The sequence below is a fragment of the Pseudomonas sp. B33.4 genome, from assembly GCF_034555375.1.
Classification (GTDB): Bacteria; Pseudomonadota; Gammaproteobacteria; order Pseudomonadales; family Pseudomonadaceae; genus Aquipseudomonas.
In genome coordinates this window covers 3,837,309-3,851,048 of the sequence record NZ_CP140706.1, presented here as the reverse complement: position 1 = coordinate 3,851,048, position 13,740 = coordinate 3,837,309, and the positions used below count along the sequence as shown (strand labels likewise).

Annotated in this window: 1 protein-coding gene (cut by a window edge); it reads left to right on the top strand. The window is 63.2% G+C overall.

The window, feature by feature from the left end:
• Positions 1-13,740 carry the 3' portion of a non-ribosomal peptide synthase/polyketide synthase gene (locus tag U6037_RS16865; RefSeq protein WP_322843822.1) on the top strand. Its footprint begins 4,104 nt before the window's first position, so the window shows 13,740 of its 17,844 coding nt (coding positions 4,105-17,844); its start codon lies beyond the left edge, outside the window; it ends in the stop codon at positions 13,738-13,740.

Sequence of the window (13,740 nt, the reverse complement as noted above, 5' to 3'; positions counted from 1 at the left end):
CAGCAGGATTACGCCGGCAGCACCGTCGACGTGGTGCTCGACGAACGCCTGAGTGCTGGACTCAAGGCCTTGGCTCAGCGTCATGGCGTGACGATGTACATGCTCATGCTCAGCGCCTGGGCGAGTCTGTTGAGTCGGTTGTCCGGGCAATCCGAGGTGGTCATTGGCTCGCCTGTGGCCAACCGTACCCGCGCCGAGATCGAAGGCCTGATCGGCATGTTCGTCAACACCCTGGCGCTGCGTATTGATACGTCGGGCGAGTTGAGCTGCGAAGCGCTGCTGGCGCGGGTCAAGGCGCGGACGCTGCAAGCGCAGGCGCATCAGGATCTGCCGTTCGAGCAAGTGGTGGAAATCACCCGGCCGCTGCGCAGCATGGCGCACAGCCCGTTGTTTCAAGCGATGTTCAGTTGGGACAGCGGCCACGGCGCTAGCCTGAGCCTGGGCGAGCTGACGCTGGAAAGCGTCGCCGAGCCGAGCCATTTCGCCAAATTCGATCTGTCGCTGACGCTGGCTGAGGCGCCGGGCGGGATTCGCGGTGTACTGGAGTACGCCGTTGCCCTGTTCGACGAATCGACCATTGAGCGTTATGTCGGTTACTTCCAGCGACTGTTGCAGGCAATGGTCAACAACGATCAAGCGGTACTGGAGCAGGTGGCGCTGTTGGCAGATGACGAGCGTCAGCATCTGCTGTTCGATCTGAACGCAACCGCCGTCGCCCACGATCTCCAGCAGACCGTTCATGCTCGTTTCGAGGCGCAGGTATTGCGCACACCTGACGTTGACGCCGTGGTGGCCGGTGAGCTGCGTTTGAGCTACGCCGAGTTGAACCGCCGCGCCAACCGCCTCGCGCATCACTTGCGCCAGTGCGGCGTGGGCAGCGATGCGCGGGTGGCGATCTGCGTCGAGCGCGGGCCGCAGCTGCTGGTCGGGCTGCTGGCGATTCTCAAGGCTGGCGGCGCTTATGTGCCGCTGGATCCGGGTTATCCCGCCGAGCGTCTGGCCTACATGCTTGAGGACAGCGCGCCCGTGGCGGTGCTGGTGCATGCGCCGACGCGTGCGCTGATCGGCGAGTGGGCGGGCGTGCGGGTCGATTTCGACAATTGCACTTGGCAAAACCTTGCGCAAAGCAACCCGCAGGTGCCGGACTTGAGCGCGGCGAATCTGGCCTATGTGATTTACACCTCCGGCTCCACCGGCACGCCGAAAGGCGTGATGGTCGAGCACCGTAACCTGGGCAATCTGCTGCACTGGAGCACCGGCCTGTGTCCGCTGCCGACTGGCGCCGCGCTGTTGCAGAAAACCCCGTTCAGCTTCGACGCTTCGGTGTGGGAGCTGTTCTGGCCATTGACCAGCGGCATGCGTCTGGTTCTCGCCGGCCCGGACGACCACCGCGATCCGGCCGCGCTGGTGCAGCTGATTCGTGAGCAACAGGTCAATGTCGTCCAGTTCGTACCGGCGCTGTTGCAGCAATTCCTTGAAGTGGAAGACGTCGTTGAGTGCCGCAGCCTGAGCGATGTGTTCTGTGGTGGCGGTGAGCTGACCGCCGCGTTGGTGCGCAGCGTCCGCGAGCGTCTGCCGCAGGTGCGCCTGCATAACGTTTATGGCCCGACCGAAGCCACTGTCGACAGCACCGTGTGGACGCTGGAGGCAGATTCGCCGGTGCCGGACGGCACGCCGCCAATCGGCAAACCGCTGTGCAACACCTGCGTGTACATCCTTGATGCGCATCAGCAACCGACGCCGTTGGGTGTGGTCGGCGAGATGTATCTGGGCGGGGTGCAGGTGGCGCGGGGTTATCTGAATCGACCTGAACTGACGGCCGAACGCTTCCTCGACGATCCATTCAATGATCAGCCCGGCGCGCGTTTGTACCGCACCGGCGACGTCGCGCGGTATCTGGCTGATGGCAACATCGAGTACCTGGGGCGCAACGACGATCAAGTCAAAATCCGTGGTTTGCGCATCGAGTTGGGCGAGATTCAGGCACATCTGGCGCACATCGACGGCGTGCGCGAAGCGGTGGTGCTCGCTCGTGAAGACGTGCCGGGCGATCAGCGTCTGGTCGCGTATTACAGCGGCGAGCTACTGGAAACCGATCAGCTACGCAGCCAATTGCTCACGCACTCGCCGGATTACATGGTGCCTGCCGTGTTTGTGCATCTGCAGGCCTTGCCACTGAGCCCCAACGGCAAACTGGACCGCCAGGCCTTGCCGGCCCCTGACCCGTCGGCGCTGCTGACCCGCGAGTACGAAGCCCCGGTCGGTGAAGTCGAAACCGTGATTGCCGGTATCTGGGCCGAGTTGCTAAAGGTCGAGCGGGTAGGGCGCTTTGATCATTTCTTTGAACTGGGCGGCCATTCGTTGTTGGCGGTCAATCTGGTCGCACGCATGCGTCGGGCCGGCCTGTCGGCGGACATTCGCGTGCTGTTCGGCCAACCGACGCTGGCCGCACTGGCGGCGGCAGTGGGCGGGAAGCCTGAAGCGGCGGTGCCGGCGAACCTGATTCCAGCCGACTGCACGCGCATCACGCCTGAACTGCTGCCGCTGGTGGCGCTGGATCAGGCGACGATCGACCGCATCGTTGCGAGCGTCCCCGGTGGTGCGCGCAACGTTCAGGACATCTATCCGCTGGCTCCTTTGCAGACTGGCATCCTGTTCCATCATCTGTCGGCCGCACAGGGCGATCCGTATGTGCTGCAGGCGCAGTTTGCCTTTGCTGATGAACAGCGATTGCAGGCCTTTACCGACGCGCTGCAACGGGTGATCGAACGCCATGACATTCTGCGCACGTCGCTGTTCTGGGAGGGGCTGGAAGAGCCGGTGCAAGTGGTCTGGCGTCAGGCTTCGCTGAGCTGCGAGGCATTGGAACCGGATACCAAAGCAGGCGATGCGCTGAGCCAGTTACAGGCGCGATTCACCATCGATAACTACCGTATGCCGGTTGCCGAGGCGCCACTGATGCGCGTGGTGTACAGCCGCGATGAGGTCAATCAACGCGTGGTGGCATTACTGCTGTTCCATCACCTGGTCATGGATCACGTGGCGCTCGAAGTGTTGCAGCACGAGATGCAGGCGTTTCTGCTGGGGAACGCCGGGCAACTGAGCGAGCCGGTGCCGTACCGCAATTATGTGGCGCACACCCGTTCCGGCCTGACCGAGCAAGAGCACGCCGGTTTCTTCAGCGAGATGCTCGGCGCTGTTGATGAGCCGACCTTGCCCTACGGACAGAGTCTGACCGACGACGGCCCCGCACAAGAGGCGCAACTGAATCTGGAAAGCCCACTGAGCCACAGCGTGCGTCAGCAGGCGCGGCGCTTGGGTGTCAGCGCCGCCAGCCTGATGCACCTCGCCTGGGCGCAGGTGCTGGGGCAGTTGTCCGGGCGCGACGCCGTGGTGTTTGGCACGGTGTTGCTCGGCCGATTGCAGGGTGGTGAAGGCTCGGAGCGCGCGCTCGGTGTGTTCATCAACACCTTGCCGTTGTGCATCGAGCTGAACGCTCATAGCGTCAAAGGCGCCGCACTGGCGACCCACGAACGCCTGAGTCAGTTGCTCGCTCACGAGCATGCGCAACTGGCGCAGGTGCAACAGTGCAGCGCCATGCCAGCGGGCACGCCGCTGTTCAGCACATTGCTCAATTATCGTCACAGCGCCCCGGTCGGGCCGATATCCGCCGAGGTGCAGGCAGCGTGGCACGGTATGCAATTGCTCAATGCCGAGGAACACAGCAACTATCGCCTGACCCTCAGCGTCGATGATCTCGGTGAAGGTTTCAGCCTGAAGGTATTGGCCGGGGCCGGCATTGATGCGCAACGCATTTGCGGGTACATGCAGGCTGCGTTGAACGTATTGCTTGATGCGCTGGAGCATACTCCGCATGTGGGTTTTGACCGGTTGTCGATCCTGCCGGCAGCAGAGCGCGAGCAGTTGCTGATACGCTTCAATGCAACCGCAGCCGACTACCCGCGTGGGCTGACGATTGCGCAGCGCTTCGAGTCGCAGGTCGCCGAGCGTCCGCAGGCCGTGGCAGCGCTGTTTGCCGGACAGCCACTGACTTACTTGCAGCTCAATCGCCAGGCCAATGCGTTGGCTCATCACTTGATCGAACATGGGGTGAAAGCCGATGACCGCGTGGCCATCGTCGCCCGCCGGGGGCTGGATACATTGGTCGGGCTGGTCGCCATCCTCAAGGCTGGCGCCGGTTATGTGCCGATCGACCCGGCGCATCCCGCCGAGCGGATCAGCTATTTGCTCGGCGACAGCGCGCCGGTCGCGGTGCTCACGCAAAGCGATCTGCACGAAAGACTGCCACTGCTGACTGTGCCAGTGATCGATGTCGACCTGTGCGCGTGGCCGGCGCAGGCGCAGCACAATCCTGCGGTGCCGGGCCTGACCGCTGCGCATCTGGCGTACGTGATCTACACCTCGGGTTCGACTGGTCTGCCCAAAGGGGTCATGGTCGAACATCAGACGTTGTCCAATCTGGTCGACTGGCACTGTGAGGCGTTCGACTTGCGTGCCGGCAACCACACCTCAAGCCTCGCCGGGTTTGGCTTTGATGCCATGGCGTGGGAAGTCTGGCCGGCACTGTGTGCGGGCGCGACGGTGCATCTGGCACCTACTCACGACGGCGCGGAAGACGTCGATGCCTTGCTCGACTGGTGGCGCGCGCAACCGCTGGACGTGAGCTTTTTGCCGACACCGGTCGCCGAATACGCCTTCAGCCAGAATCTTGATCATCCGACCTTGCGCACCTTGCTGATTGGTGGCGATCGCTTGCGTCAGTTCAGCCGTCAGCAGCGCTTCGCCGTGATCAACAATTACGGCCCGACCGAGGCCACTGTGGTCGCCACTTCCGGGCATGTCGAAGTGGGCGCGGCGTTGCACATCGGCCAACCGGTGGCGAACGCGGCGGTCTATTTGCTCGACGAGCAGCAACGCCCGGTACCAATGGGCGTGATGGGCGAGTTGTACGTCGGTGGCGCCGGAGTAGCTCGGGGTTATCTGAATCGTGCTGATCTGACCGCCGAACGTTTCCTGCTCGACCCGTTCAGCCGCACGCCGAATGCGCGCATGTACCGCACCGGTGACCTTGCCCGCTGGCGCGAAGACGGCTTGCTCGACTACTTGGGGCGTAACGACGACCAGGTGAAAATCCGTGGCATGCGCATTGAATTGGGCGAAATCGAGACCCGTCTCAATCAGCTCCCCGGTATCAACGAAGCGGTGCTGCTGGCCCGCGAGGACCAACCCGGCCAGCCGCGACTGGTGGCGTACTTCACCGAACAGACCGGGGCCGAGCCACTGGCAGTGGGCGAATTGCGCGCACAGCTGTTGACGCAGTTGCCGGACTACATGGTGCCGGCGGCGTTTGTCCGGCTCGAGGCTTTGCCGCTGACCGCCAATGGCAAGGTCGACCGCAAGGCGTTGCCGAAACCGGATCTGGCCGCACTGCCCACCCGCGAATACGTGGTGCCGCAAGGCCAACTGGAAACCGCGCTGGCGCAGATCTGGGGCGAAGTGCTGCAAGTCGAGCAGGTCGGCCGTCACGATCACTTCTTCGAACTCGGCGGTCATTCGCTGTTGGCGATGCGCATGGTTTCGCTGATCCGTCAGCGCCTCGGCGTCGAACTGGCGCTGAGTGATTTGTTTGCCGACGCACAATTGCGCGCAGTCGCTGAAGTATTGAATCGCGCCGGGCGCAGCGTGCTACCGGACATCGTGCCGGCACCGCGTGATCAAGCGCTGCCGATGTCCTTCGCCCAACAACGCCTGTGGTTCCTGGCGCAGATGGCGGGTGGCAACTCGGCGTACAACATCCCTGTCGGTCTGCGCTTGCGTGGTCACCTCGACGTCGATGCCCTGCAATCAGCGCTGGCGCGGATCGTTGCCCGCCACGAAACCCTGCGCAGCCGCTTCATTCGCCTCGACGACGGCGCACAGGTGTCGATTGCCCCGGTCGACAGCGGTTTGCTCTTGCGCGTGGAAGACCTGCGCCAAGACTTGCAAGCCGAACTCACCTTGCAGGCATTGATGGCGCAAGAAGCCTCAACAGCCTTTGATCTGCAGGACGATTCGTTGATTCGTGGGCGACTGGTGCGTCTGGCCGACGAGCATCATGTGCTGCTGTTGACCGTGCATCACATCGTCGCTGATGGCTGGTCGATGGGTGTGCTGACCGCTGAGTTGATGGCGTTGTATCAAGCGTTCAGCCATGGGCAGCCTGATCCGCTGCCAGCCCTGACCCTGCAATACGGCGACTACGCCGTGTGGCAGCGGCGCTGGCTCAGCGGTGAAGTGCTGCAACAGCAAAGCGACTACTGGCAGCAGACCCTCGACGGCGCGCCGGCCTTGTTGATGCTGCCGACCGATCGCCCGCGTCCGGCGCAGCAGGATTACACCGGCGGCAACGTCGAAGTGCTGCTGGACCCGCGCCTGAGTGCAGGGCTCAAGGCCTTGAGCCAACGTCACGGCGTGACCCTGTTCATGACCGTGATGAGTGCCTGGGCATCGCTGATGAGTCGCCTGTCCGGGCAGACCGATGTGGTGATCGGTGCGCCGGTGGCCAACCGCAGCCGCGCTGAACTCGAAGGCTTGATCGGCATGTTCGTCAACACGCTGGCCTTGCGCATCGACACCTCGGGCGCGGTGAGCGTCGAAGCGCTGTTGGCGCAGGTCAAGGCGCGGACACTGGCGGCCCAGGCGCATCAGGATCTGCCGTTCGAACAAGTGGTGGAAATCGCCCGACCGCTGCGCAGTCTGGCGCAGAGCCCGCTGTTCCAGACCACATTGAACTGGGACAGTAGCGTCGGCCCGCAACTGGCGTTGGGCGATCTGACGCTGGAGGGCATTGCCGGGTCGGGCGATGTCGCCAAGTTTGACCTGACGCTGACACTGGGCGAGGTCAATGGAGTGATTCGCGGTTCGCTGAACTACGCCACGGCGCTGTTCGATGCGTCGACGGTCGAGCGGTACATCGGCTACTTGCAGCGCTTGCTTGAAGCGATGATCAGCAGTGATCAAACGGTGTTGGAACAGGTGCCGTTGCTGGCAGCAGATGAGCGCAAGCGCTTGCTGCGTGACTTCAACGCCACGGCGCGCGATTACCCGCAAACCCTGACCGTGCACGGAATTTTCCAGCAGCAGGCGGCCGCGCATCCCAAGGCTGTGGCGGCGGTGCATGGTGCGCATTCGCTGAGTTACTTTGAGCTGAATGCCCAAGCCAACCGTTTGGCCCATCACCTGATCGCTCACGGCGTGCAACCGGGCGATCACGTGGCAATCCTGCTGCCGCGCTCGCTGGAGCTGCTGGTGGCGCAATTGGCCATTGCCAAGTGTGCGGCGGCGTACGTGCCGCTGGACATCAATGCGCCGAGCGAACGCCAGGCGTTCATGGTCGAGGACTGTCAGGCAGTGGCGCTGCTAACCTTGAGCAGTGAAATCATCGCCTACGCCGCGCCGCGCATCGATCTCGACACCCTGACCCTCAACGGCCAGCCGACGCACAATCCGAATCTTGTGCAGTCTTCCGAGGCGCTGGCGTACATCATGTACACCTCGGGTTCCACCGGCACGCCGAAAGGGGTGATGGTGCCGCATCGGGGCATCGGTCGGTTGGTGCTCAACAACGGTTACGCCGATTTCACTGCCCAGGATCGTGTGGTGTTCGCCTCGAACCCGGCGTTCGACGCCAGCACCATGGACATCTGGGGGCCACTGCTCAACGGCGGTCGCGTGGTGGTCATCGACCATCAAACCCTGCTTGATCCGAATGCCTTCGGCCGTGAACTGAGTGCCAGCGGCGCGACGATCCTGTTTGTCACCACCGCGCTGTTCAACCAGTACGTGCAACTGATTGCGCAGGCGCTCAAGGGCCTGCGGATTCTGCTGTGCGGCGGTGAGCGTGGCGATCCAGCGGCATTCCGGCGACTGCTGGCCGAGGCCCCGGCGTTGCGCATCGTGCATTGCTACGGCCCGACCGAAACCACCACCTACGCAACGACGTTCGAAGTGAAGGAGGTGGCTGAAAATGCCGAGAGCGTGCCGATTGGTGGCCCCATCGGCAACACGCAGGTGTACGTGCTCGACGCGTATCAGCAACCGGTGCCGATGGGCGTGACCGGCGAGCTGTATATCGGCGGGCAGGGCGTGGCGCTGGGTTACCTGAATCGGCCGGATCTGACCGCCGAGAAATTCCTCTGCGATCCGTTCAGTGAAAAACCGGGTGCGCTGCTCTACCGCACTGGCGACCTCGCGCGTTGGCTGGCGCCGGGGCAACTCGATTGCATCGGGCGTAACGACGATCAGGTGAAGATCCGTGGCTTCCGCATCGAACTGGGGGAAATCGAAAACCGCCTGCTGAACTGCCCGGGCATCAAGGAAGCGGTGGTGCTGGCGCGCCGCGACGGTCAGGACGCCACGCGGCTGGTGGCTTACTACACGACGCAGGATAGCGTCTTGGACAGCGCCGAACTGCACGCGCAGATGCACGCACGACTGCCGGAATACATGGTGCCGACGGCGTGGGTGCAACTCGATGTATTGCCGTTGAACAACAACGGCAAGGTCGACCGCAAGGCACTGCCGGCACCGACGCAGGAGGCGCTGCTCAGTCGGGTTTACGAGGCGCCGGCCAATCCTTTGGAAGCCGCTCTTGCGCAGGTCTGGGCCGAGGTGTTGCAGGTCGAACAGGTCGGCCGCCATGACAACTTCTTCGAACTTGGCGGTCATTCATTGCTGGCGATGCGCATGCTCTCCCAAGTGCGCCAGCAACTGGGCGTGGAGCTGGCGCTGGCGGATCTGTTTGCCAACCCGGAACTGGCGGCGGTCGCTGAAGTGTTGAGTCAGGCCGAACGCAGCAGCTTGCCGGAAATTCTGCCGGCACCGCGCGATCAGGCGCTGCCGTTGTCGTTCGCCCAGCAACGTTTGTGGTTCCTCGCGCAGATGGACGGCGGCAACACCGCCTACAACATTCCTCTGGGTCTGCATTTGCGTGGCCCGCTGAACGCCGTGGCACTGCAACAGGCATTGGCGCGGATCGTTGCGCGGCACGAATCCCTGCGCAGCCGTTTCACGCAATTGAACGACCAGGCACAGGTGCTGATAGCCCCGGTCGACAGTGGGCTGACGCTGATTGAGGAAGATTGGCGGCAACAGCCGCAGGCAGAGCAGGCGTTGCGCACATTGCTCGACACGGAGGCGCGCGGGCCATTCAATTTGCAAGACGGCCCGTTGATTCGTGGTCGTCTGGTGCGTCTGGCCGATGAGCACCATGTGCTGTTACTGACGATGCACCACATCATCTCCGACGGCTGGTCGATGGGTGTGCTGACTCGTGAATTGATGGCGTTGTATCAGGCGTTCAGTCACGGCGAGGACGACCCGCTGCCACCGCTGGCCCTGCAATACGCCGACTACGCGGTGTGGCAACGTCGCTGGCTGAGCGGCGAGGTGCTGCAGCGCCAAAGCGATTACTGGCAGCAGACGCTGGCCGGCGCCCCAGCGTTGCTGAGCCTGCCGACTGACCGGCCACGTCCGGCGCAACAGGATCACCACGGCGGCAGTGTCGAAATAGTGCTGGACGAGCAGACCAGCGCCGGCCTGAAGCTGTTATGTCAACGCCACGCCATGACGCCATACATGGTGATCATGAGCGCGTGGGCGATGTTGTTGGCTCGCCTGTCCGGGCAGTCCGATGTGGTGATCGGCTCGCCCGTGGCCAACCGTACCCGCGCCGAGATCGAAGAGCTGATCGGCATGTTCGTCAACACCCTCGCGCTGCGTGTCGACACTTCAGGTGAGCTGACGGGCGCAGCGTTGCTGGCGCGGGTCAAAGCGCAGACCCTGGCCGCGCAGGCGCATCAGGATCTGCCGTTCGAACACGTGGTGGAAATCACCCGGCCGCTGCGCAGCCTTTCCCACACACCGTTGTTCCAGACTCTGGTGAGCTGGGACAGCAGCGTCGCGCCAGCCTTGGCGCTGGGCGGGCTGACGCTGGAAGGCGTGGCCGGGGACAATCACTTCGTGAAGTTCGACCTGTCGCTGAGCCTGGGCGATACACAGGAAGGTGTTCGCGGTTCGTTGCGCTACGCCACGGCGTTGTTCGATGAGGCGACCGTGCGGCGGTTTGTCGGTTACTTCCAGCGTTTGCTGGCTGTATTGGTCAGTGATGATCAGGCCGTGTTGGCGCAGATCAACCTGCTGGCGGTGGATGAACAGCAGCGTTTGCTTGGCGATTTCAACGCGACAGCGGTTGATTGCCCGGTCGAGCAACCGGTGCAGAGCCTGTTCGAAGCGCAAGTGCAGCGTCAGCCGGACGCCATCGCCGTGCAGACTGACGAACACTGTCTGACTTACCGCGAACTTAATGCGCGTGCCAACCGCCTCGCCCATCACCTGCGCGAGCAGGGCGTGGGGCCGGATGCGCGGGTGGCGCTGTGCGTCGAGCGTGGACTCGATCTGGTGGTGGGGTTGCTCGGTATTCTCAAGGCCGGTGGCGCTTACGTGCCGCTGGATCCGGCTTACCCAGCGGAGCGCCTGGACTTTATGCTCAGGGATTGTGCGCCGGTGGCAGTGCTGGTGCAGACGGCGACTCGATCGCTGTTTGCCGGGACCGACGCAGCAGTCATCGACTTTGACCAATGCACCTGGCACGAGCAATCAGAAAACAATCCGCAGGTGCCCGGCCTCAATGCCTCGAATCTGGCCTACATGATCTACACCTCGGGTTCGACCGGCACACCAAAAGGCGTGATGCTCGAACACCGTGGCTTGTGCAATCTGGTGCATTGGGGCTCGCAGATTTGTCCGCCAGCCCCAAACGGCGCGTTGTTGCAGAAAGCGCCATTCAGTTTCGACGGTTCGGTGTGGGAGTTCTTCTGGCCGCTGACGGCCGGCGTACGCCTGGTGCTGGCACGGCCCGGCGGTCATCGTGAACCGGCGTATCTGGCGCAAGTGATTCGTCAGCAACGGATCACGGTGGTCAAGTTTGTGCCGGCGCTGTTGCAGCAGTTTGTTGAGCTGCAGGAGGTCAGTGAATGCACCAGCCTCACCGATGTGTTCTGTGGTGGTGGCGAACTCACCGCGGCGCTGGCCGATGCTGTGCGCCAACGCCTGCCGTGGGTACGCCTGCATAACGTGTATGGCCCGACCGAAGCCACAGTCGACAGCACGGCGTGGACACTGGAACCGCACATGCCGGTGCCGTCCACCGAATTGCCGATCGGCAAAGCCATCTGCAACACCCGCCTGTATGTGCTCGATGCGCACGATCAACCGGTGCCGCTCGGCGTCATTGGCCAGTTGCACATCGGCGGTATCGGCGTGGCGCGCGGTTACATGGCGCTGCCGCAGATGCAGGCCGAGCGCTTTATCGACAGCCCGTTTGTGGCCGGTGATCGCTTGTACCGCACCGGTGATCTGGTGCGCTACCGCGCTGACGGCAACCTTGAATTCCTCGGGCGCAATGACTTTCAGGTCAAGCTGCATGGCTTGCGTCTGGAACTCGGTGAAATCGAAGCGCGGTTGATCCAGCACCCGCTGGTTCGCGAGGCGGTGGTGCTGATGCGCGACGAGCGTCTGGTCGGGTATTTCACTGCAGTTGATGGCAGTGCTGTGCCTGCGATCGACGCGCTGCGCGCGTTCATCCTCGAACAATTGCCCGAATACATGGTGCCGGGTGCGTTTGTTGCGCTCGACGTTTTGCCGTTGAGTCCCAACGGCAAGATCGACCGTCAGGCGCTGCCGGCTCCGGGCCTCGACGCCGTGCTCAGCCGTCACTACGAAGCCCCGCAAGGCGAGGTTGAAACCTTGCTCGCGCAGGTGTGGGGCGAGGTGCTCAAGGTCGAGCAGGTCGGTCGTCACGACAACTTCTTCGAGTTGGGCGGGCATTCGCTGCTGGCTATTCGGCTGGTCAACCTGCTGCAACGTGCGGGGCAACAGGTGACGCTGGCGCAGTTGTTCCAGCGTCCGAGCATTGAGGCGCTGGCCGCGTTGCTCAGTCAGTCCGGCGCAACGCTCGCGCAGCCGGAAGGCTTGGTCGTGGTGCGACCGGGTGAAGGCGACAATGCGCTATTTCTGATCCATGAGTTCAGCGGCCGGGACGTGTATTTCCCGGCATTGGGCATGCACATCGAGGGGCAGTTTCCGATTTACGGTTTGCCCGGTGTGCCGCTGGGGCAGCCGCAACTGCGCACCCTTGAATGCATGGCCACGCGGATGGTCGGGATTATCCGGGCGGTGCAGCCGCATGGGCCGTATCGTCTGGCCGGGTGGTCGTTTGGTGGTTTGCTGGCGTATGAAGTCGCTCAGCAGTTGCTCGGTCTGGATGAGGCGGTGGCGTTCGTCGGCCTGCTCGATACCTACGCACCGCATCCGGCCAGCCAGGATAAATCGCGTTGGAGCGGCGAGCATCGCGATAAACGTCAGTTGCTCGAGCATTGCCGCGCGCGCTCGCAGATGCGTGGTCAAGAAGGGTTGCAAGCATTGACTGACGTCGAAAGGCTTGAGGCTGAAGTCGAGCTGATCGGCTTCGACGAACTTTTCCAGCGCTGCTGCGAACAGCAATTGCCTGACCCGGAACTGGCCGCACTGAGCGCAGCGGACGTCTGGAGTTACTTTGATCGTGAGGCCGCTCATGGCCTGGCGCTGGCGCATTACCGGGTCAGCCCGGCCAGCCAGCCAGTGCATTTGTTCCGCGCTCAGGCACTGATGCCAGGGCAGGTACAGCCGAGTCCGACCCGTGGCTGGGAGCCGAAAGTCGCCAGCGATTTGCTGCGTTGCATCGATGTGCCGGGGGATCACCGCAGCATGATGAAAACGCCGGATATCGAGGCACTCGGTCAGGCCCTCAGTCAGGCAATGGCGGCAGCACAGGCACCGCAGCCCCAGGCTTATCAGCCGGTGTTGACCATCCAGAGCGGGCACGCCGGGCATGCGCCGATCTTCTGCGTGCCGGGCGCGGGCGACAGTGTCACCGGGTTTATTCACCTGACCGAAGCACTGGGTCCGGAATGGCCGATTTTCGGTCTGCAACCGCGCGGGCTCGATGGCAGCGGCGTGCCGCACAGCCAGGTTGAAGCGGCAGCGAAGTGCTATCTGCAAGCCGTCGAGCAGTTGTATCCGCAAGGTGCGGTGCACTTGATCGGGCATTCCTTCGGCGGTTGGGTCGCGCATGCCATGGCAGTGCAGTTGCAGGCGGCGGGGCGTGAAGTGGCGTCGTTGACCCTGATCGACAGTGAATCTCCCGGTGGCAATGGCACAGCGGGCAAACCGTACACCACGACCGCCGCGCTGGAACGCTTGATCGAGACGCTGCAACTGTCCAGCGGCAAGTCCCTGGGCATCGATCCGCTGGCGTTCGCCGAGGCTGATGACACTATGCAAATGTCCCTGCTGCACGAGGGCATGGTACGCGCCGGTGTGTTGTCTGCGCGTTCGTCAGCGCAGGCGATGCATGGCCCGGTCCGCACCTTCGCCACAGCCTTGCGCACGGTCTATCAACCGCCACTGGCCTACACCGGGCCGGTGCGGCTGGCGCTGGTCGATGACCCGACGCTGGACGCGTGGGGCAATCAGCGCGAACAAGCGGCGATGGTCGAGGGTTGGCAGCGCCAGGTTGCGGATCTGGCGGTGTGGTACGGGCCGGGCAACCACTTCACGATTCTCAAGGCACCCAACGTCTTCAGTCTCGCGGCGTGGTGGCATGACGGCCTGAAAGTGCCGGCCGGCCAAGTGGTTTCCTGA